Below are 21,540 nucleotides of genomic sequence, written 5' to 3' on the forward strand. Positions count from 1 at the left end.
GATTCCCTCGTTTTCTTGACAACTTTCAAGCAGCAGAGTCCAAACCTGTCACGAACCCGCTCGTCTTTTGGATTTCTTGAGGCAGTGACTGGAGAGGCGTTATGTACTTGAAATAAAAACAGCAGTTTCACGAGGAAACTGCTGTTTCTGAGAAGACATTATAAATTTGGCAGTTCGCCATTTGGACTGATCAAGGAAACAGAATATTTGTCTGTGAAAATCTTATTGGCCATTCCATCAACGCTATCCTTGGTCACCTGATCGATTTGTTCGACGATTTCATCAAGGGAGCGATGTCTTCCAAGCAGAAGTTCATTTTTTCCGTTCCTGCTCATACGGCTGTTTGTGCTTTCAAGGCTCAACATCAGGCTGCCTTTAAGCTGTTCTTTGCTGTTGTTGAGTTCTTTTTCCGTAATGCCTTCTGCTCGCAGCTTCGCAAGAGTGTCCTGAATTGTTTCATATAGAACGTTCAGTTGATTTGCGCCAGTCCCGCCATAAATTGTCACCATACCGCTATCCTGGTAAGCGGAATGATAGGAAAATACAGAGTAAGCAAGGCCGCGCTGTTCACGTACTTCCTGGAACAGTCTGCTGCTCATGCTGCCCCCGAGTACATTGTTCAAGACGATCAGGCTATAGACGTCAGAGTGTCCAATCTGCAATCCTTCGAAACCAAGGCAAAGGTGTGCTTGTTCAGTTTCTTTTTTCCGGGAAGCATGTGTTGCATGGAATTCGGGTTTCGCATTATCCATCTTTTCCTTGCTTGCTTCATAGGAGCCAAAGAAATCTTCTGCATTTTTAATGAATGATTCTGGAACATTACCGGCAATGGATATGACTACATTTTCCGGTCTGTAAGTATCATGCATATACTGCTCCAGCTTTTCTCCTGTAAAACTTTGAAGCGTTTCCTCCGTTCCAAGGATAGGATACGCAAGCGGATGGTCGCCGTAAACTGCCTGGCTAAGCAAATCGTGGACGATATCATCAGGAGTATCTTCGTACATCTTGATTTCTTCGTTCACAACGTTCTTCTCTTTATTCAATTCCTCAGAATCAAAAGTAGAATTAAAGAACATATCAGCTAAAACCTCTAGCGCGTAAGGGGCATGATTATCTAATACCTTCGCGTAATAGCACGTATATTCCTTGGAAGTGAATGCATTCACCTGGCCGCCAATGCTGTCAAAGGACTCTGCGATTTCTCTGGCGGTCCTTGTTTTGGTGCCTTTAAAGAACATATGCTCAAGAAAATGGGAAATCCCATTGTTCTCTGGGTTCTCATTACGGGAGCCTGTTCCGATCCATACTCCGATTGCTACCGAACGGACAGTTGGGATTTGTTCTAGTACAATTCTTACACCGTTTTGGCATGTATATTTCTTTATCATTATATTCCTCCTCTGGAACCAGCTGCTAAAACTACTGCATTTACTTAGTATAGTCCATTTAACTTACTTTTTCCAAATACAATGCTATTCTTTCATTTTTTTTGTCGTTACTATCCGGTTTTCACTTAATAAATTGGAAACAGTCCCAATTTGTAAATCTTTGGCTTTTATTTGAGTGATCAATTGATCGAGCGAGGCAGACGTCGACTCTGTTGGATGCATTAGAATCATTGCGCCATTATGAACCTTCCCCATCACCCTATTGATCAGTTTATCTGGAGAGGGCTTCTGCCAATCAATCGTATCTACACTCCACATGACCGTCCCTAATTTATGAGCGGCAGCAATTTCAACCACTTCATCTTTGTAGTACCCACTTGGGGGAGCAAACCACTTACTTTTTACACCGGTCACTGCTTCTATAACCTCATTTGTCTTGCGGATCTCTTCATTGATTTTAGCCGCAGAAAGCTGCTTCATGTTGGGGTGTGTAAATGAATGATTCCCTATCTCATGACCTGCATCAGCAATCATTTTCGCCATGCCTGGGTTATTCTTTACCCATCTGCCCTCAAGAAAAAAACTTGCCGTCACATTATGCTTCTTTAAAGTCGCAAGCATCCCTGTCAGGTACTCATTTCCCCATGCTACATTAATAATAAAGCTTACCATCGGCTTTTCAGGATGTCCTTTATAGATGGCCGTCGGCGGCAAATCATTTAAATGTACTTGAGGTGGAACCTGCTTGAAGACTAGCTTTTCCGGATCGAATGCGCCTTCCTTCTCCATCTTGCTAAAAGACTTTTTGATATCTACTTTAAGCCCATTGTAGCCGGGAACTACCTTCCAAACAGGGTCTTTCCTGGCATCAGATGGTTCAATTTCATATTCTTTTGCTTTCAATTCAATTTCTGACATTAAGGAATTCTTATTGCCAGCCACTTCAAGTGGCCCGGTTTTAAGTCCTGAAACATATGTATGGGAGAATGGATTATTCACCATGATCCACGCAGCAATCAATAAAACAGAAATTAATACAAACTTTCGCATTTAATTTGCCTCCTCTTCTGTTAAAGCCACTCGAAAATATTGCTTGATATACAAAAAGGGCCTTATTTTACTTTATGAAACAGAAGGACAAGGTAGAACGAAAGACAACAGTGAAAGAACAAGAAAAGAGAGGATCTTGGCTCTGTCATTTGTGAAACCTGCAGCTGATGGAGCAGAGTTTTGGGATGTTAGGATGGAGGCACAGTGAAAAAATAAAAAGGCCGGGATTGCACCCGGCCTTTAATGATTATGATTGTTTTTCAGCTTTTTCACGTTGTTCTTTCAATACTGCCTTACGTGAAAGGTTGACTCTGCCTTGCTTGTCGATTTCAGTTACCTTGACCAGGAGTTCATCTCCCAGCTTCAGGACATCTTCTACCTTACCTACTCGCTCTTCAGCAAGCTCGGAGATATGGACCAAGCCATCTTTACCAGGGAAGATTTCAACGAACGCACCAAATTTTTCAATGCGGCGGACTTTTCCAAGGTACATTTCTCCAACTTCGACTTCACGGACAATGTCTTCGATAATTTTCTTTGCTCTTTGGATCATATCTTCATCTACTGAACCAATAAATACCGTACCATCTTGTTCGATATCGATTTTTACGCCAGTTTCTTCAATGATTTTATTGATTTGTTTTCCGCTTGGCCCAATGACGTCACGGATTTTATCAGGTTTGATCCACATCGTGATGATTTTTGGTGCATATTTTGAAAGCTGTTCACGTGGTTCTTTTATTGTCGCCAGCATGGAATCAAGAATATGCATACGGCCTTTTTTCGCCTGTTGTAAAGCTTCTTCAAGAATCTCACGGGATAATCCTTCGATCTTGATATCCATCTGCAGGGCTGTAACACCTTTTGCAGTTCCAGCTACTTTGAAGTCCATGTCGCCAAGGTGGTCTTCCATACCCTGGATATCAGAAAGAATTGAATAGTGTTCTCCTGATTTGATCAGTCCCATTGCAATACCGGCAACCGGTGCTTTAATTGGCACACCTGCATCCATAAGTGCTAATGTACTAGCACAAATACTTGCCTGTGAAGTAGAACCATTTGATTCAAGCACTTCGGATACAAGTCGGACAGTGTATGGGAAGTCTTTCTCATTCGGAATCACAGGTTCAAGGGCTCTTTCACCAAGTGCACCGTGACCGATTTCACGTCGTCCCGGCCCACGAATCGGACCTGTTTCACCAACAGAGAATAATGGGAAATTATAATGGTGCATGAATCGTTTTTCTTCTTCGATTCCAAGACCGTCAAGAATCTGAACATCGCCCATTGCGCCAAGTGTACAGATGCTTAGTGCCTGGGTTTGTCCCCTTGTGAACAATCCAGAACCATGTGTTCTAGGAAGCAAGCCTACCTCAGAAGAAAGCGGTCGGATTTCATCGACTCCACGGCCGTCTGGACGTACTTTTTCTTCCGTAATCAAGCGGCGAACCTCACCTTTGACAATCTTATCAAGGATTTGTTTCACTTGCTTAAGCTTGTCTTCATCCGCTTCCTGCTCTTCATAGCGGGCGATGACGACATTTTTCACTTCTTTGATCGCATCTTCACGAGCATGCTTTTCCTGTACCTGGATAGCCGTAATCATATCCTGCTCACAAATTCCGCGAACTTCAGCTTCAAGTTCTTTATCTAATTCAAAAAGTTTAATTTCTCTTTTTTCTTTACCAACCTGCGCAACGATTTCCTGTTGGAAGGCAATCAAACGCTTGATTTCATCATGTCCAAACATGATTGCTTCAAGCATGACCTCTTCAGGAACCTCTTCCGCACCTGCTTCAACCATGTTGATTGCATCCATTGTACCTGCTACAACCAGATGCATATCACTCTTTTCTGTTTCTTCTACAGAAGGATTGATTACAAACTTCCCTTCAATTCTTCCCACAGTGACACCAGCGATTGGTCCTCCAAATGGGATATCGGAAACGGAAAGTGCTAAAGAAGATCCAAACATAGCGGCCATTTCTGACGAACAGTCCTGGTCAACACTCATGACAATGCTGATTACCTGAACATCGTTGCGGAACCCATCCGGGAATAATGGACGGATCGGACGGTCAATTAATCGGCTCGCAAGAATCGCCTTTTCACTTGGACGTCCTTCACGCTTAATGAAGCCGCCTGGAATTTTTCCGACAGCATATAGTCTTTCTTCATAATTGACTGTCAAAGGGAAGAAATCTAAATTCTTCGGTTCTTTTGACGCAGTTGCTGTACTTAATACAGCCGTATCTCCGTAACGGACAAGGACTGCACCACTTGCTTGCTTTGCAAGCTGTCCAATTTCAACTGTAAGCTTGCGTCCAGCCCAGTCGAAGGAAAAACTTTGTTTTTCTTGTTCCATGCTTTTTAGCCCCTCTCTACCACTAAGTACACCCTGGCTCTGCCCGGGCATTTGTAATTTCCAAGTATAGACTTTCACACTTAGATCAGTGTCCAGCTCCAGCGCCTAGCCCTTCGAGACGCTTGTCCAGTTTCGCCTCCTAGAAACTCCGAAACTTCAACTTCGCCGGCAGAAGCAAAAAGCGCTTCTTTGTCGGAGTCTCCAGTTTCTGCGTTTCTGGACAGTCGGCTATACCTTTCGATTTCGGACCGCCCAATGAAGTCAAAGAACGACTTCACTGCTCGGCCCTCTGAGGCACAGGACGTGCAGACCCGACAGCCACAGGACGTGGCGTTTTTGTCGGGCAGCGCTTGTCAGGGCTGACCAAGGCGCTTGAGCTTTTTATTTAAAACAGCACAAACGCATGTCTTATATAACAAATATACCTTTATAATGAATGATAAAACCCATGAACTGCCCCACCAGCATGTTTTACAAAGTTTGTCCCAACAGAGCAAATGGGTGTGCCATGTTAAAATGTCTTTTATGTTATATTATGCTCCAAAAAGGAGCGCTTCATATCAATCAATCGTTATGTACCTGCAAAAAATTTGCCTAATAAAAAAGCGGGAAAAATCCCGCTTTTACAGACTATCTACGTAGACCAAGCTTGTTGATTAACTCGCGGTAGCGAGCAACGTCCTTGTTACGAAGGTAAGTCAAAAGATTACGACGCTTACCTACCATTTTCAAAAGACCGCGACGTGAATGGTGGTCCTTCTTGTGAACGCGCAAGTGATCGTTCAATGTGTTGATTTCTGCAGTAAGGACAGCGATTTGAACTTCTGGAGATCCAGTATCACTTTCGTGAGTCTTGAATTCGTTGATAAGTTCGTTTTTACGTTCTTTTGTGATTGCCATCCGTTTCACCTCCATTTAATAATCCCCTGTTACCGAGCAAGCGTCGGTGACTCGACTTGCCAAGCAAAGGTTCTTTTTTGATACGTTAATAAGAATACATCTTTTTACGACAAAAAGCAAGTCTAACCCTTGTTTTTTTCAAAGTATAGAACGGCTTCTTGCTTATCTTTTTCGATTTGGGCAATAAGCTCCTGGATTCCCTCGAATTTCCGTTCACTTCTGAGGCGCAGATGCCACTCTATGGTTGCGGATTCGCCGTAAATCTCTTTATTAAAGTTGAAGATGTGGACTTCGACAGTAGGTTTGTCCTTTTTCTCCTTGTGGAAGGTTGGTTTATAACCAACATTGCAAACACCTTCATGGCATGCTCCCTCAACCTGAATCTTAACAGCGTATACTCCAGTAGGAGGGAGAATGTACTGCTCATCAATGCTTACATTCGCTGTCGGGAAACCGATTGTACGCCCTCGGCGATCTCCATGGACAACTGTACCCGCAGTGGTATAAAATCTCCCTAGCAAGCCTGGCATCTTTTCTACCTTGCCGTCACGTAAAAACGTCCGAATCAATGTAGAGCTGACCTTTTCTTCTTCACTGGTAGACAGCTTGGATACCACAGTGAAATCGAACTTGCCTCTTGAATGGAACTGGATCGTCTCCATATTTCCTTTTCCCATTTTTCCGTATGAATAGTCGAATCCTGCAACGACATGGTGCACATTCAAACCAATGATGTATTGATCGATAAATTCCTGGGGCAAGAGACTCGAAAATTCGGTTGTGAAATGAACAACAAATAGGTAGTCCACTCCCATTGCTTCGATCGTTCGAGCTTTATCATTTAATGGGGTGATATATTCCATGTGCTGAACACTTTTGCCAAGAACGACAGAGGGATGGGGGTCAAATGTCATGACCGCACTTTTCAACCCTTTTGCTTCTGCCTCTTTTTTTGCTTCCTCGATGACCTGCTGGTGGCCTAGATGAACTCCGTCAAAATAGCCCAGTGCCATGGCCATTGGAGGAAAATCTGCTTTGTTATATTCATGAGGATGGTTTAGCATAATCATTTCCACGATATTACTCACCTTTTCTGACCCAGCTGCTCTCTTAATCAAGACTTTAGAGTTCACATCGCTAATTTGTAAAACAAACAAATTATACAGTGATGATCTATTGATCATTTCTCAAAACTTTATCAGGTTTCATCATCCCTATTTTTGTTGGATGTGCCCTGTAAATGGCGAGCGCTTTTCCGTCTTCTGTTTCTACTATAATGGGACCGCTATTCCCCGCATATTCCACCGGGATAGGGAGCAATGCTCCATTTTTCACTTTCTCTGCTACTTTATCATTAATGCGATATTTCGGCAAATAAGAAATACCAGCCTCCAATGGGTGCAGGGAAGCTGCCAGATTGCCTTCTTCAGCCAATTCCTCGAGCTGTTCGAACGTATAGCAGTCATCAATAGTGAAGTCAGCGGATTGAATTCTCACAAGGGAAGACATATGTGCAGGAAAGCCTAATTTTTTCCCAATCGTCACTGCCAATGTCCTAATGTACGTCCCCTTGCTACATGATACCCGGAATTTAAAGCTAACCGTCTCACCTTCAAATGAATCTCTGCCATCAAGTAGCTCTATGCCATAAATAGTGACCTTCCTGGTTGGCCTTTCAACTTCAATCCCTTGTCTCGCGTATTCGTATAATTTTTTTCCATTTACTTTTACAGCAGAATACATTGGTGGTGTCTGTTCAATTTCACCCTCCAGCGACTGCAGGACCTGTAGGATCTCTTCTCTTGCTATGACCCTGTCCACTTGTTTTTCATCAACCTTCTCACCTGAAGCATCTTCTGTAGTGGTCGTGAATCCAAGCGTGACTTCCCCCTCATATGCCTTTCCTGCATCTGTAATGTATTCGGCAATTTTTGTCGCCTTGCCAACGCAAATTGGCAATACACCAGTTACATCAGGATCGAGTGTACCTGTATGCCCGACCTTCTTTGTTCTTAACAGTTTCCTGAGTTTAAACACACAATCATGCGAAGTCATTCCCGCTGGTTTAAATAGAGGCAGAATCCCTTCCATTTTCTTTTACCTCGATTCTTTTATGTATTATTCTTTTATACGGCGCTTATCGAAAAAAATGGATAGACAAAAGTGTCTATCCATTTTTCATATCAAGATCAAAGGTTCAGACAATTATGTCCATCCGTTTAATCATTGTCCTTTTCTTGCTCTTCATCTCCAGGCTGCTCATCCCTATGCAGCTCATGGATTAGCGAATTGATACGATTACCATAAGCCATCGTTTCATCAAATTCAAAGATCAGTTCAGGAGTCTTTCTTAGGCGGATTCGCTGACCGATTTCTGTCCTGATGAAGCCCTTGGCCTTCGCTAATCCTTTAAGAGTGTCTTCCCTCTGTTGTTCGTCGCCTAAAACAGAAATATACACTTTTGCCTGCTGAAGATCCCCTGTAACCTCGACATCCGTTACTGTTACGAAACCTACTCGCGGATCCTTGATTTTACGGCTGATGATATCGCCTATTTCTTTCTTCATTTGTTCGCCAACACGATTTACTCTATGACCCATTTTCAATCACCTCGTTCTATCAAAGCCATTCTATTTCGGTGATGGTACGTTCGATCTCTGGAAAAGAGTCAATCATTTTCAAGGCATTCTGCAGCTCTCTTTCGGTTGACACCTTCGATGCTGATACGGCTGCAACCGCAATTGTTGTCCGCTGCCAAACATCGTGATGGTCCACTTCAGATACTGATACATTGAACTTTTGCTTCAGCCTTGTGATGATCCGCTGGAGGACAGCCCTCTTTTCCTTAAGAGAATGAGCATCATAGATGATGCATTCACAGGCTGCTAAGCCTACTACCATTAACGTTCCACTTCTTCCATGATATATGCTTCAATAACGTCGCCTTCCTTGACGTCTTTGAAGTTTTTAATGGTAATACCGCATTCATATCCCTGCGCTACTTCCTTAGCATCATCCTTAAAGCGTTTCAGTGCATCGACTTCTCCTTCAAAGATGACGACTCCGTCACGGATCAAACGAACGCCGCTGTCACGGGTGATTTTACCATCAGTAACATATGATCCGGCAATCGTTCCGATTTTCGATACCTTGAAAGTTTGGCGGACTTCAGCCTGGCCGATGATCTTTTCGGCATAAACCGGATCAAGCATACCCTTCATCGCTGATTCGATTTCTTCAATCACTTTGTAAATAATGCGGTGAAGTCGGATATCTACGCTCTCTGACTCTGCAGCGCGCTTAGCATTATTGTCCGGACGTACGTTGAAACCGATGACGATACCGTTAGAAGCTGCAGCAAGTGTGATGTCAGACTCATTGATCGCACCAACACCAGTGTGAATGATTCTTACATTTACACCTTCCACATCCAGTTTTTGCAATGCTGCTGCAAGTGCTTCAACTGAACCTTGGACGTCGGCTTTAATAATTAGATTTAGGTCTTTCATTTCCCCTTGTTTCATATGTTCAAACAAAGTATCAAGGCTGACGCGCGCTTTTTCGCTTCTCTGCGCCTGAACAGCCTGCTGTGAACGGATCTCTCCAACCTGGCGGGCAGTCTTTTCATCATCGAATACTACAAAACGATCGCCTGCTTGCGGAACATCGTTCAAACCTGTGATTTCTACAGGGGCTGAAGGGCCTGCTTCTTTAACACGGCGTCCTACATCATTTACCATTGCACGAACACGTCCAAAGGTATTGCCCACTACTATTGGATCACCAATCTTCAGTGTACCGTTTTGGACAAGCAAAGTAGCAACAGATCCGCGGCCTTTATCAAGCTGCGCTTCGATTACAGTACCGATAGCATTTCGATTAGGATTTGCTTTATATTCTTCAACTTCACCGACAAGCAAGATCATTTCCAGCAGGTTATCGAGCCCTTCTCCTGTTAAGGCAGAAATCGGAACAAAGACTGTTTCGCCGCCCCACGCCTCTGGAACAAGTCCGTATTCAGTTAGCTCCTGCATAACACGATCAGGGTTTGCAGTCGGTTTGTCCATTTTATTAACAGCTACGATGATAGGTACATTGGCAGCTTTTGCATGGTTCAATGCTTCTACAGTCTGTGGCTTAACACCGTCATCAGCAGCTACAACAAGGATTGTGATATCGGTAATCTTTGCGCCACGAGCACGCATTGTTGTGAACGCTGCGTGACCAGGTGTATCAAGGAATGTGATTTTTTTGCCGTTTTCTTCAACCTGGTATGCACCAATGTGCTGAGTGATGCCGCCTGCTTCTCCTGCAGTCACTTTCGTGTTGCGGATTGAATCAAGCAAGGTTGTTTTACCATGGTCAACGTGACCCATAATCGTTACAACTGATGGTCTTTCAACCATAGATGCATCATCATCTTCTGTGAAGTAAACTTCAAGGTCAGTTGTATCAATCTTGATTTCTTCTTCAACCTCAACCCCATAATCAGTTGCAATCAGTTCAATTGCATCCTTATCAAGGTCCTGGTTGATGGTAGCCATGACACCAAGCATAAAGAGCTTCTTGATGATCTCAGACGGCTCACGGTTAAGCTTCTTGGCTAATTCAGCTACTGTCAAAGATTCACTGAAAGTAATCTTTGAAGGAAGCTCTTTAACCTTCTTAGGCTGTTGTGGAGCCTGCTGCTGATTCTGTCTGCCCTTATTCTGGTTTTGCTGGTTTCTATTCTTATTTTGTTTGTTCTTATTGTTTTTGTTGAAAGGCTGGGAGTTCCCAGGCTTTTTAGCAGCTGCTGAAGTTTTCACCTTCTCAGGAGTTGTTGCACGACGCTCGTCGTCTGAAAAAGCGCTGGCAGTTGTCTTAAGCTGAGCTTTTGGCTGCGCCTGGTTGTTTTTTTGCTGATTTTGGGATTGATTGCGATTCTGTCCCTGGTTTGGCTTTTGGCCTTGGTTACGGTTCTGGACTTGTTTCTGGCCCTGTGAAGCCTTTTGCTGGCTCTGCTGCTGCGGCTTATCTTCTTTTTTATTATAGACAGCGTCAAGCTTCTTCACGGTTTCATCTTCCATGGCAGTCATGTGGTTAGAAACCTCAATGTTCATTTCTTTTAATTTTATAATCACGTCTTTACTCGATAAATTATGCTTCTTTGCATATTCATAAACGCGTGTTTTACTCATATCTTCACCCCCGCTAGAATTAATCGAGCAACGTCAACAGTTTTTTTGCAAAACCCTCGTCCAACAGGGCTACTACAACACGTGCTTCCTTGCCGATCGCCTGGCCGAGCTGATACCGGTCCGGGACCACTTTGTATGGCACATTATAGGATTTGCACTTGTCGGTAATCTTTTTTGTAGTATTCGCGGATGCATCCGCAGAAAGCAAAATGAGCTTCGCCTTCCCGCTTCTGATTTCTTTGACGGAAAGCTCTTCCCCTGAAATAATTTTCCGTGCTCGATTGGCTAAGCCAAGCAATGACATCCATTGATTTGAGTTCATCAGGATAGTCTGCTCTCCTTTTCGATGAGATCATTCAGCTCATCGTATATTGCATCGTCCACTTGAGTTTCAAGCTGTTTGGACAATATATTCCGTTTCTTTGCTAATTGCACTGCTTCTTTATCTTTAGAAAGATAAGCACCACGGCCTGATTTCTTGCCAGTCAGATCAATGGATACTTCTCCTTCCTTTGAGCGAACGATGCGAACTAGTTCTTTTTTCGGTCTCATTTCACCGGTTGCGACACATTTTCGCATAGGAACCTTTTTGCGGCTGTTCACGATCATTCACCTCTCATCAATCGATGTCTTCATCTTCAAAGTCGTTATCAGCAGTCAACAGCGGTTCATTGTCACGAGGATAAATCCCGGACTCCCTTGCCTCTGTTTCTGCTTTGATGTCAATCTTCCAACCAGTCAATTTAGCAGCAAGACGTGCATTTTGCCCGCGCTTTCCGATTGCAAGTGATAACTGATAATCAGGAACAATGACGGTTGTCGCTTTTTCTTCTTCGTTTACAATGACATCAAGAACCTTTGATGGGCTCAGTGCATTGGCCACAAATACGACTGGGTCTTCAGACCATTTTACAATATCGATTTTCTCACCCTTAAGCTCATTGACGACAGCCTGGACACGAGTTCCACGAGGACCGACACATGAACCAACCGGATCCACTTCTTGATTGTCTGAGTGAACAGAAATCTTTGAACGGTCGCCTGCTTCACGCGCAACTGACTTAATTTCAACTGTTCCATCATAGATTTCAGGAACTTCAATCTCGAATAGTCTCTTTAACAGTCCCGGATGGGTTCTGGAAACGAAGATTTGTGGACCTTTAGTGGTTTTTTCAACCTTGGTGATAAATACTTTGATGCGGTCGTGAGGCTTATAGTGTTCGTTCGGCATCTGTTCATTCGCTGGCAGGATCGCCTCGATTTTCCCCAGGCTTACATAGATGAACTTAGGATCCTGGCGCTGGACAATACCTGTCATGATATCTTCTTCACGATCGATGAACTCAGAATAGATGATTCCTCTTTCAGCTTCACGGACACGCTGGGTAACTACCTGCTTGGCAGTCTGCGCAGCAATCCTTCCGAAATCCTTAGGTGTTACTTCCAGTTCAACGACATCTTCAACCACGTAATTGGGATTGATTTTTTGTGCATCTTCCAATGAAATCTCCAGACGTGGATCGAATACTTCATCGACAACTTCCTTCCTTGCAAAAACACGCATTGAACCATTGCCAAGGTTCAAATCAATACGCACGTTTTGTGCCTGGTTAAAGTTGCGGCGGTATGCAGAAATAAGCGCTGCCTCGATCGCATCAATTAAAATGTCCCTGGAAATTCCTTTTTCTTTTTCAAGAATCGTAAGAGCATCCAACAATTCGCTGCTCATGAGATATAAATCCCCCTTTTTTACTACCCTGCTTAGTAAGGCTCTTTTCGAAACTCCGCCCTTTGCCCGCCAGTTCACACCTCAAAAAACGTTTTCAACATCCTGTATAGGAGACAAACGTTTAAGCATTATGAACTTTTGCCTAAAAACAAAAGATTCGAAACGATCCTTTAATTAATTAACTGAAGATAATTTCTGGACAGATTATGAAAAAGTGACAGCGAGTCTTGCGCTGGCAATCTTATCGAATGGGATGACGACTGTCTTTTTGCGAGTTTTGATCTTCACTTCAACAGTGATGGTTTCGCCATTGTAGTCAGTCAATACTCCTTCAAAAGCCTTTTCCCCATCAATTGGTTCATAGGTTTTAATGAAGACATTCTTGCCGATTGCTTTCTGATAATCCTTTTCCTTTTTCAGCGGACGTTCTGCACCCGGTGAGGAGACTTCCAAAAAGTAGTTATGCGGGATTGGATCAATGGCATCGAGCTTTTCGCTAAGGCGCTCACTGACGATGCCGCATTCTTCGATATCAATTCCGTTGTCCTTATCAATGTATACGCGCAGGAACCAGTTCTTTCCTTCTTTGACATATTCGATGTCTACCAATTCTAGTTCGTTTTCATTTAAGATGGGAGTTACTAGCTCTTCCACAACTTCGGTAACCTTGCTCATAAAATCCCTCCTTTGACACAACCTCATTACTTAATCACTATTTGGTTTTTATCCCCGTAAAAGTGCCTAACAAACAAGAAAGAGCGGGTTGCCCCACTCTCATCTGCCAGAGATATCCTTAGTATTTCCAATAAAAATATAACATAACCAGATATTTATTGCAAACAAACGGCAGTTATAGCTTGCCTTTCCAGAAGCCTGTCGCGAAAACAATTAGAATAACGACAATTGGTTCTGATCAGGCATGCCCTCCAGGCAGCCATGGTTGTCGAGGTACTCCAGAATCGTCTTGGAGATTTTTCCTCGCTGCTGCAGGTCTTCCTTGGACAGGAATTCTCCTTCTTCACGTGCTTTGACGATATTAATCGCCGCGTTCGTACCGAGCCCAGGTATCGCATTGAATGGCGGTATCAGCTTATCGCCTTCAATGATGAACTCAGACGCACTGGATTTGTACAGATCTACTTTTGAAAATCCAAAGCCTCGCTCATTCATTTCAAGTGCGAGTTCCATTACAGTCATCAGGTTCTTCTCTTTTGTCGAAGCGTCAAGCCCCTTGGCGTTAATTTCTTCAATCACCGCCCGGATGCTCTCAGATCCTCGGACCATTGCGTCGACATCGAAGTCATCTGCCCTGACTGTGAAGTATGCTGCATAATACATGAGCGGGTGGTGGACTTTGAAATATGCAATCCTCACGGCCATCAAAACGTATGCAGCGGCGTGGGCTTTCGGAAACATGTACTTGATCTTTTTGCAAGAATCGATGTACCATTCAGGCACTTTATTCTTGCGCATTTCTTCTTCCATTTCATCCGTCAGGCCTTTACCCTTACGAACCGATTCCATGATCTTAAACGCAAATGCCGGCTCCAGCCCCTGGTAGATCAGGTAGACCATGATATCATCACGGCAGCCGATTACTTCGCTAAGGTTACAGATATTGTTATGGATCAATTCCTGGGCATTGCCTAGCCATACATCCGTACCGTGGGAAAGGCCGGAAATCTGTACAAGTTCAGAGAATGTCGTCGGCTTCGTGTCCTCAAGCATCTGGCGAACAAAGCGAGTACCGAATTCCGGAATACCAAGTGAACCGGTCTTGGACATTATTTGTTGCTCAGTCACACCCAGGGATTCTGTTCCGCTGAAAATCTTCATGACTTCTGGGTCATCGGTTGGAATTGTCTTAGGGTCAATTCCGCTTAAATCCTGAAGCATCCTGATCACTGTCGGGTCATCATGCCCCAGAATATCCAGCTTCAACAAATTATCGTGAATCGAATGGAAATCAAAGTGAGTTGTTTTCCATTCGGACGTGCTGCTGTCTGCAGGGAATTGGATTGGCGAAAAATCAAAAATATCCATGTAATCGGGAACTACGATGATGCCGCCCGGGTGCTGGCCAGTTGTCCGTTTTACACCGGTACAGCCAGATGCAAGACGGTCGATTTCCGCACCGCGCAGCTGCAAGTTATTGTCGCCCTGGTATCCTTTTACATAACCATAGGCCGTCTTATCCGCAACAGTACCGATTGTTCCCGCGCGATAAACATAATCCTCACCAAACAGCACTTTTGTGTAATTGTGGGCACGCGGCTGGTATTCACCCGAGAAGTTCAAGTCGATATCGGGTACCTTGTCCCCTTTGAAACCAAGGAAGGTTTCAAACGGTATGTCATGTCCGTCTTTTTTATATTTAATTCCGCAATCCGGGCAGTCCTTGTCGGGAAGGTCAAAACCTGAACCGACTGATCCATCATTGAAGAACTCTGATTTTTTGCACTTTGGACATACATAGTGCGGCGGAAGTGGATTAACCTCGGTGATCTCCGTCATCGTCGCTACAAAAGAGGATCCGACCGAACCACGTGAACCTACCAGATAGCCATCATCAAGCGACTTTTTAACAAGTTTATGAGAAATCAAATAGATAACGGCAAATCCGTTGTCAATGATACTCTTCAATTCTTTTTCAAGACGAGCTTCAACGATTTCAGGAAGGTCATCTCCGTAGATGCTGCGGGCCATACCGTAGCTCATGCTTCGCATTTCTTCATCAGCGCCTTCGATTTTCGGCGTGTAAAGGTCATCTTTTATTGGCTTGATGACATCAATCATGTCAGCGATCTTGTTCGTGTTTTCCACAACAATCTCTTTCGCCTTTGCCTCTCCTAAAAACTTAAAAGCATCCAGCATCTCATTCGTTGTCCTGAAATGAACGTCAGGAAGCTGATGGCGGTTAAGCGGGTTAGCTCCACCCTGGGAATTGATCAGGATTTTACGATAGATCTTGTCATTTTCATTTAAGTAATGGACATTCCCAGTCGCAACTACTGGCAAATTTAATTTCTCACCGAGCTTGACGATATTGTTGATGATATCTTCAAGTGCCTTCTGGTCACGCACTAATTCCAGCTCCAGCAGGTGGGCATAAACAGCCTTAGGATGAACTTCCAGGTAATCATAAAACTGAGCTGATTCTTCGACCTCTTCCGGTCCTTTTTGCATCATGCCTTCAAAAACCTCGCCCTTGTCGCATCCGGAACCAATCAGGATCCCTTCACGATGCTTATTCAGGACGGATCGTGGTATCCTCGGCACTCTGTAAAAGTAATCAATATGAGAAATAGAAACAAGCTTGAAGATATTTTTCATGCCGGCTTCGTTTTTAGCCAGAAGGGTAGCATGATATGGACGCGCTCTCTGGTAGGCTTTCCCCTGGCCCATATTGTCATTGAGCTGGTCATGGTATTCCAGTCCCTTTTCCGCTGCATCCTTAAGCATTTTCAACAACAGGTACCCTGTTGCTTCGGCATCATAGATCGCACGGTGGTGCTGGGTCAATTCGATATCGAATTTCTTCGCCAGTGTATTCAATCTATGATTTTTCATATCAGGATACAGGAAGCGGCCAAGCTCCAATGTATCGATAACCGGATTCGGCGCTTTGCCAATGCCGATCTTTTTATAGCCGACATTCAGGAAACCCATATCGAAAGAAGCATTGTGGGCAACCAGGACACTGTCGCCTGTCCATTCATGAAACTTTTGCAGGACTTCACTGACTTCTGGCGCATTGCGGACCATATCATCGGTAATGCCAGTCAGGTTGATGGTCGTTGCCGATAAACGGTGGTGCGGATTCGCGAATGACTCGAACCGGTCGATAATTTCACCACCGCGGATTTTGACAGCCGCAAGTTCAATGATTGTATCGTATACCGCTGACAGACCTGTTGTTTCCACGTCAAAAACGACATACGTATCGTCCGCCAGCAATCTGTGTGAGTCATTATAGGCGATTGGCACCCCATCATCAACGAGGTTTATTTCCACACCGTAAAGAATCTTAATATCATTTTTCTTGCCGGCCCCGAAAGCTTCCGGATAGGATTGCGCAACTGCATGGTCCGTGATGGCCACGGCTTTGTGCCCCCATTTCGCTGCCTGGGCAACCAGTGCGCTTACAGGTGACACCGCGTCCATCTGGCTCATTGGTGTATGAAGGTGAAGTTCGACTCTTTTTTCGCCTTCTGGCGCAGAATCAATTCTTCCTTTAGGTTTGATTTCATTTACGTCATTACCAATCATGACAAGGTCGCGGACAAAGGTGTCGTTCTGGATGCTTCCTCTGACCTTTAGCCACATCCCTTTTGAAATACGCTGGTAAATCGCGGCGTCTTCCTTATCGCGAGAGAACATTTTTACCATGATGGAGCTTGTATAGTCTGTAATTTTAAATGTCAAAAGCGTCCTGCCGCTTCGAAGCTCTTTCGTTTCGGCAAAGAATACATAGCCTTCGACGGCTACGCGGCGCTCTTCATCAACGATGTCTTCAAGCTTGCGGAAGTCAGCATCATCCTTGATCGTAAGTCCAATGGTAACCGGGCCTTCCTGCGGCGCGCCATCTCCCTTAGCTTGTTCAGCTTCTTTCTTCTGCATCTCGATCATCGCCAATAGACCGCGTTCCTGGTCTTCCTTCTCTTTAGCCTTCATAAATTTTTCATATTCGTCTGAAGAACTTTCTTCACTTACAACCGTATCAATCGTCAGTAAAGGGAAACCAAAACTCTGGTAAATCTCGGCTATAATGCCCCCATATTTACGCTTAAGTGCAAGTCCTTCAGCTTCATTCCTGGCTGTTAAAATGAGTTTTGTTCCCTGGATTTGCGGGACTTGCTCATTCAGGAGCTTTAACAACGGAGGAGCGATGCCATCTATTTCTTTAATGCATGACTTCCAATAATCCAGGATTTCCTTGTCACTGATTGCCTGTTCAAGCACTTTTACCGAGTATGATATTTTCGCAATATGTGAGAAAGTCTGCTCCAGCTTGCCAATGAAAGTGTTATACAGCTGACAAGGAATGATTCTTTCAAACTGGAAAAAGAAATGCCATTTCCTTGCTTGTTTCTCAATCACTACCCTGTCAATTTCAGCGTTTTGAAAATGAGTGACAATTGCATCTTCTGTTAGCTGCAGCTGCTGCAGCAGGAGCTGAAACCTTTCTTTTTTTCCCGAAGAAAGATCACCCATGGTTATTTCTCTCCCATCTGAAAAGCTTAAATTCTATCTATCGGACGGAATTGCCCGTTTGAAAACAACTCTGGTTGCATGTATTTCGTGTTTAATAGCAAAGGTTATTATAACATAAAATGCTTGTATCGTTACCTGTGTTTGATATTACCATTTCAATGCTTCAATAAAAATATTTTTTATCCAGAGTGCAGACAACTCAGCTTGTACCAACATAAATTTTGTTCTGATGTGTACCGTTAAGGGAAGTGAAGATGTCGCTTAACGGTGTGTGTTTAGACATTAATTCTCCCCTTATAGGAAAAGATATCTCTGCATAATGGTGCGTTTAGACCCTAATGGTACCCTTATAGGAAGAGGTATAGCTGCATAAGGGTACGTTTTGCAGAAAAATTGGTTATGATCATGGGGAATACACGAACTGGAAAAATTATTCTCTCAATCCAGGTTGATAATTTCCGAAAACAACTCCACATTTGCCTGAACGTCTGCGTTAATCTCCCGAATAACAGCATTAATTAATCCAAAAACGAAAATAATCGTGCCGTATCCCTATTTATGGAAAATCATTTTCCTCTAAAAAGTTACCTTGTTAAAAAACCGCACCCAAATAAAAAGAGCGGACCCTAGAATGGATCCGCAACCGGTTTATAGTTCTTGCAAAATATTTTTCAAGACACCTGCCAAGTCGTCTTTTTGTACTTCCTGCATTTCACCGTTTTTACGGATTTTCACTTCGACGATGCCTTCGCCGGCTTTTTTGCCGACTGTGACTCTTACAGGCAAACCAATTAAATCCGAGTCTGCGAATTTCACTCCAGGCCTTTCCTGGCGATCGTCAAGGAGTACCTCCATACCTGCTGCCTTCAGGTTGGAGTATAACTCTTCAGCCAATTCTGCCTGGGCGCTGTCCTTCATGTTCACTGCAATGAGATGGACATCGAATGGTGAAATAGTGGTTGGCCAAACGAGGCCGTTTTCATCATTGAATTGTTCAGCGACTGCCGCCATTGTACGGGAAACGCCAATACCGTAGCATCCCATGATCATTGGCTTTGTTCTTCCATTCTCGTCAAGGATCTCAGCATTCATTGCTTCACTGTATCTTGTGCCAAGCTTGAATACATGTCCGACTTCAATGCCTTTTGCGAAGACGATTGTTCCCTGACCATCTGGTGAAGGATCGCCTTCTTTAATGAAGCGCAGGTCAGTAAATGCTGCAACCTTGAAGTCACGTTCAGGATTAACATTTGTAAAATGATAATCTTCCTCATTTGCTCCGCAAACACCATTAACGATTGCCTGCACAGCATTGTCGGCGATTACCTCAACACTATCTACTCCGACCGGTCCAAGAGAGCCGACTGAGCATCCAAGTACCTCCTTAGTTGTCGCTGTATCGGCCAGTTCAACAACGGAAGCCTCAAAGTAATTTTTCAATTTAATATCGTTCACATCATGGTCACCACGGACTAAGACAAGCACATAGCGATCGTCCACTTTGAACAGCAAAGACTTGATGCAATCTTTTGCTTCAACGTTAAGGAAGGAAGAGACTTCATCAATTGTCTTCTTGTTTTCAGTGTGCACTTTTTCTAATTCCCTGGCAGGTTCACTGCTCTTCTCATAAACAGCAGTTACTGGCGCCATTTCGATATTAGCCGCATATTCAGATGTATCGGAATAGGCAATTGTATCTTCCCCGATATCAGAAAGGACCATGAATTCATGTGTATCCTTTCCTCCCATTGCTCCTGAATCAGCAATAACAGCGCGGAAGTTCAAGCCGCAGCGTCTGAATACATTCGAATAAGCCTGGAAAATACGCTCATAAACCTCATCAAGGCTCTCTTGTGTAGCATGGAAGGAATACGCATCCTTCATGATGAATTCACGGCCGCGCAGAAGGCCGAATCTTGGACGCTTTTCGTCACGGAATTTTGTCTGGATCTGGTAAAGTGTCAGTGGAAGGCGTTTATAAGATTTTACTTCGTCACGGACAATGCTTGTGATGACCTCTTCATGTGTCGCGCCAAGAGCGAACTCGCGGTCATGCCGGTCTCTAAGCCTCATAAGTTCTGGACCATAGGAATACCAGCGGCCTGATTCCTGCCATAGTTCAGCCTGCTGCAGAGCTGGCATGAATAATTCAGCTGCACCAGCATTATTCATTTCTTCTCTGATGATTGCCTCGACTTTTTGAAGGACCTTGCGTCCTAGAGGCATATATGTATAAACACCGCTCGCGTTTTGGCGGATGAATCCAGCCCTGAGCAATAACTGATGACTTTTGACTTCTGCATCTGATGGTACTTCTCTTAAAGTAGGAATAAGCGACATACTTTGCTTCATTGATTTACACCTCATTAGGATTAGTTCAAGTTTTTGAAAAATGTTTCTGCCCGGTGTGCCCCGGGCAGGAAGTGAAATGTATTAATTTTACAGGAAGAATCTTTGAATATCGTTCCAAGTGACAACCAGCATCAACAGCATCAACAATGCAAAGCCGATGAAGTGGACCATACCCTCTTTTTGCTTGTCGATTGGTTTTCCTCTCAGCGCTTCAACAGCAAAGAAGGTCAGCCTGCCCCCGTCGAGTGCCGGGAATGGGAGAAGGTTCATGATTCCCAGGTTGATGCTTAGGATTGCCGCCCATTTCATTAGGTAGAAGATTCCGGACTTTGCAACGGTATCAGTTGAGACATAAATGCCCACAGGTCCCGATAAAGCGTCAATCGAGAATTGCCCAGTCAGCAGTTTTCCAAGCATGGAAAAGATCTCTTTTGTCCAGAAGTATGTTTCTTTCACACCATAGGATATCGATTTCAATGGCGATTTTTCTACCGGGCTGTAGACGCCAATCAATCCGATTTTTTCGCCCTCTACATCCTTCACTTCAGGTGTTACAGGCAGCTCGATATTCTGTCCTTCACGAACGATCGAGAAATCCAGTTCATTCCCCGGATTCTTGCGGATAATTTCAACAACATCCTGCCAGCTTGAAACTTCAGATCCCTCAATACTGTTAACGACGTCCCCTTCCTGCAGTCCTGCCTTAAGAGCACTTCCATCAGGGGTCAGCTTGCCTAAAACAGGTTCATTTGACGGGATTCCCTGAAAAATGGCAAGGATGATGAAAATAACCATCGCCAGGATAAAATTCATCATAGGTCCAGCGAAGATTGCCATTGTTCTCTGTCCAAGCGTTTTTGAACCGAACTGCCTGTCATATGGAGCAATTTGAGTTTCCACTCCATTCTCGACAAGAACGGCTGTTTTGCTTATTGGGAAAGATGTCAGCTGGCTGTCATCCTCCCCTTCTTCATAACCTTTAATGAAAAGCTCGCGTTCGATATCGGCTTTTTCCACTTCGATAATTCTTGCGTCAGGATACTTTTCCTTATTATTTAGAATGATTTTTTGAACTTCTTCACTCTTGTTAAAAAGTAAACCTACTCTATGCCCTGGCTTGATCTCAATCATTTCCGGATCTTCGCCAGCCATCCTGACAAACCCTCCGATGGGAAGAAGGCGGATCGTATAAGTCGTTTCATTTTTTTTAAAAGAAAAGACCTTAGGACCGAATCCAATTGCAAACTCACGGCAGAGGATACCTGCACGTTTGGCGAAAATCAAGTGCCCAAGTTCATGGAAGAACACCAGGGCGCCAAAAATGACGATAAAGGCAATAACTGTATTCAAATTTTCTAA

17 protein-coding genes are annotated in these 21,540 nt (G+C 43.9%); all 17 read right to left on the bottom strand.

Going from position 1 to position 21,540, the window contains the following annotated elements; genetic code table 11:
- Window positions 1-158 precede the first annotated feature (158 nt).
- The 17 genes from J7I80_RS10035 to rseP all read right to left on the bottom strand — a co-directional run bounded on the left by J7I80_RS10035 (window position 159) and on the right by rseP (window position 21,531).
- Window positions 159-1,391 carry a M16 family metallopeptidase gene (locus tag J7I80_RS10035; RefSeq protein WP_192470378.1) on the bottom strand — a complete coding sequence of 411 codons (1,233 nt, stop codon included), beginning with the start codon at window positions 1,389-1,391 and terminating at the stop codon, window positions 159-161.
- Window positions 1,392-1,475: 84 nt separating this feature from the next.
- Window positions 1,476-2,441, bottom strand: a complete 966-nt coding sequence (locus J7I80_RS10040) for a polysaccharide deacetylase family protein (RefSeq protein WP_214738092.1) — start codon at window positions 2,439-2,441, stop codon at window positions 1,476-1,478.
- A 247-nt stretch (window positions 2,442-2,688) separates the two neighbouring features.
- A complete protein-coding gene (pnp, locus tag J7I80_RS10045; protein ID WP_214738094.1) occupies window positions 2,689-4,806 on the bottom strand; it encodes a polyribonucleotide nucleotidyltransferase in 2,118 nt (705 codons plus the stop codon).
- A gap of 80 nt (window positions 4,807-4,886) precedes the next feature.
- Window positions 4,887-5,084, bottom strand: a complete 198-nt coding sequence (locus J7I80_RS10050) for a hypothetical protein (RefSeq protein ID WP_214738096.1) — start codon at window positions 5,082-5,084, stop codon at window positions 4,887-4,889.
- A 352-nt stretch (window positions 5,085-5,436) separates the two neighbouring features.
- On the bottom strand, window positions 5,437-5,706 hold the full coding sequence (gene rpsO, locus J7I80_RS10055) for a 30S ribosomal protein S15 (protein ID WP_023614845.1): 270 nt from the start codon (window positions 5,704-5,706) through the stop codon (window positions 5,437-5,439).
- 122 nt (window positions 5,707-5,828) lie between these two features.
- Window positions 5,829-6,782 carry a bifunctional riboflavin kinase/FAD synthetase gene (gene ribF, locus J7I80_RS10060; protein ID WP_214738098.1) on the bottom strand — a complete coding sequence of 318 codons (954 nt, stop codon included), beginning with the start codon at window positions 6,780-6,782 and terminating at the stop codon, window positions 5,829-5,831.
- Window positions 6,783-6,879: 97 nt separating this feature from the next.
- Window positions 6,880-7,797 (bottom strand): tRNA pseudouridine(55) synthase TruB, encoded by a 918-nt coding sequence (gene truB, locus J7I80_RS10065; protein WP_214738100.1) that lies wholly within the window; start codon window positions 7,795-7,797, stop codon window positions 6,880-6,882.
- 128 nt (window positions 7,798-7,925) lie between these two features.
- On the bottom strand, window positions 7,926-8,306 hold the full coding sequence (gene rbfA / locus J7I80_RS10070) for a 30S ribosome-binding factor RbfA (RefSeq protein WP_214738102.1): 381 nt from the start codon (window positions 8,304-8,306) through the stop codon (window positions 7,926-7,928).
- Window positions 8,307-8,325: 19 nt separating this feature from the next.
- Complete coding sequence (locus J7I80_RS10075) at window positions 8,326-8,607, bottom strand: DUF503 domain-containing protein (RefSeq protein WP_192470372.1); 282 nt, start codon at window positions 8,605-8,607, stop codon at window positions 8,326-8,328.
- The gene (infB, locus tag J7I80_RS10080; RefSeq protein ID WP_214738104.1) at window positions 8,607-10,886 is read right to left on the bottom strand and encodes a translation initiation factor IF-2; all 2,280 of its coding nucleotides are present in this window, start codon (window positions 10,884-10,886) and stop codon (window positions 8,607-8,609) included. The genes J7I80_RS10075 and infB overlap by 1 nt, the downstream gene beginning before the upstream one ends.
- 19 nt (window positions 10,887-10,905) lie before the next feature.
- The gene (locus J7I80_RS10085; protein WP_041967213.1) at window positions 10,906-11,208 is read right to left on the bottom strand and encodes a YlxQ family RNA-binding protein; all 303 of its coding nucleotides are present in this window, start codon (window positions 11,206-11,208) and stop codon (window positions 10,906-10,908) included.
- Window positions 11,208-11,489 carry an RNase P modulator RnpM gene (gene rnpM / locus J7I80_RS10090; protein WP_102265029.1) on the bottom strand — a complete coding sequence of 94 codons (282 nt, stop codon included), beginning with the start codon at window positions 11,487-11,489 and terminating at the stop codon, window positions 11,208-11,210. Before rnpM ends, J7I80_RS10085 begins: the two co-directional genes overlap by 1 nt.
- Window positions 11,490-11,505: 16 nt before the next feature.
- Window positions 11,506-12,615 (bottom strand): transcription termination factor NusA, encoded by a 1,110-nt coding sequence (gene nusA / locus J7I80_RS10095; RefSeq protein ID WP_192470370.1) that lies wholly within the window; start codon window positions 12,613-12,615, stop codon window positions 11,506-11,508.
- Window positions 12,616-12,819: 204 nt separating this feature from the next.
- Window positions 12,820-13,290, bottom strand: a complete 471-nt coding sequence (rimP, locus tag J7I80_RS10100; RefSeq protein ID WP_214738106.1) for a ribosome maturation factor RimP — start codon at window positions 13,288-13,290, stop codon at window positions 12,820-12,822.
- 213 nt (window positions 13,291-13,503) lie between these two features.
- Window positions 13,504-17,829 carry a PolC-type DNA polymerase III gene (locus J7I80_RS10105; protein ID WP_214738109.1) on the bottom strand — a complete coding sequence of 1,442 codons (4,326 nt, stop codon included), beginning with the start codon at window positions 17,827-17,829 and terminating at the stop codon, window positions 13,504-13,506.
- Between the two features lie 648 nt (window positions 17,830-18,477).
- Window positions 18,478-20,181 (bottom strand): proline--tRNA ligase, encoded by a 1,704-nt coding sequence (locus J7I80_RS10110; RefSeq protein ID WP_214738111.1) that lies wholly within the window; start codon window positions 20,179-20,181, stop codon window positions 18,478-18,480.
- 87 nt (window positions 20,182-20,268) lie between these two features.
- Window positions 20,269-21,531 carry an RIP metalloprotease RseP gene (gene rseP, locus J7I80_RS10115; RefSeq protein WP_214738113.1) on the bottom strand — a complete coding sequence of 421 codons (1,263 nt, stop codon included), beginning with the start codon at window positions 21,529-21,531 and terminating at the stop codon, window positions 20,269-20,271.
- Window positions 21,532-21,540 lie beyond the last annotated feature (9 nt).

This window comes from Bacillus sp. ISL-41 (genome assembly GCF_018613235.1).
Taxonomy (GTDB): Bacteria; Bacillota; Bacilli; order Bacillales; family Cytobacillaceae; genus Mesobacillus.

What these genes read in the sequence shown, in the direction of transcription:
- J7I80_RS10110 (WP_214738111.1), bottom strand. Translation starts at nt 20,181, where the DNA reads ATGAAGCAAAGTATGTCGCTTATTCCTACTTTAAGAGAAGTACCATCA.
- nusA (WP_192470370.1), bottom strand. Translation starts at nt 12,615, where the DNA reads ATGAGCAGCGAATTGTTGGATGCTCTTACGATTCTTGAAAAAGAAAAA.
- J7I80_RS10105 (WP_214738109.1), bottom strand. Translation starts at nt 17,829, where the DNA reads ATGGGTGATCTTTCTTCGGGAAAAAAAGAAAGGTTTCAGCTCCTGCTG.
- truB (WP_214738100.1), bottom strand. Translation starts at nt 7,797, where the DNA reads ATGGAAGGGATTCTGCCTCTATTTAAACCAGCGGGAATGACTTCGCAT.
- J7I80_RS10085 (WP_041967213.1), bottom strand. Translation starts at nt 11,208, where the DNA reads ATGAACTCAAATCAATGGATGTCATTGCTTGGCTTAGCCAATCGAGCA.
- J7I80_RS10040 (WP_214738092.1), bottom strand. Translation starts at nt 2,441, where the DNA reads ATGCGAAAGTTTGTATTAATTTCTGTTTTATTGATTGCTGCGTGGATC.
- rbfA (WP_214738102.1), bottom strand. Translation starts at nt 8,306, where the DNA reads ATGGGTCATAGAGTAAATCGTGTTGGCGAACAAATGAAGAAAGAAATA.
- rimP (WP_214738106.1), bottom strand. Translation starts at nt 13,290, where the DNA reads ATGAGCAAGGTTACCGAAGTTGTGGAAGAGCTAGTAACTCCCATCTTA.
- pnp (WP_214738094.1), bottom strand. Translation starts at nt 4,806, where the DNA reads ATGGAACAAGAAAAACAAAGTTTTTCCTTCGACTGGGCTGGACGCAAG.
- infB (WP_214738104.1), bottom strand. Translation starts at nt 10,886, where the DNA reads ATGAGTAAAACACGCGTTTATGAATATGCAAAGAAGCATAATTTATCG.
- J7I80_RS10035 (WP_192470378.1), bottom strand. Translation starts at nt 1,391, where the DNA reads ATGATAAAGAAATATACATGCCAAAACGGTGTAAGAATTGTACTAGAA.
- rpsO (WP_023614845.1), bottom strand. Translation starts at nt 5,706, where the DNA reads ATGGCAATCACAAAAGAACGTAAAAACGAACTTATCAACGAATTCAAG.
- J7I80_RS10075 (WP_192470372.1), bottom strand. Translation starts at nt 8,607, where the DNA reads ATGGTAGTAGGCTTAGCAGCCTGTGAATGCATCATCTATGATGCTCAT.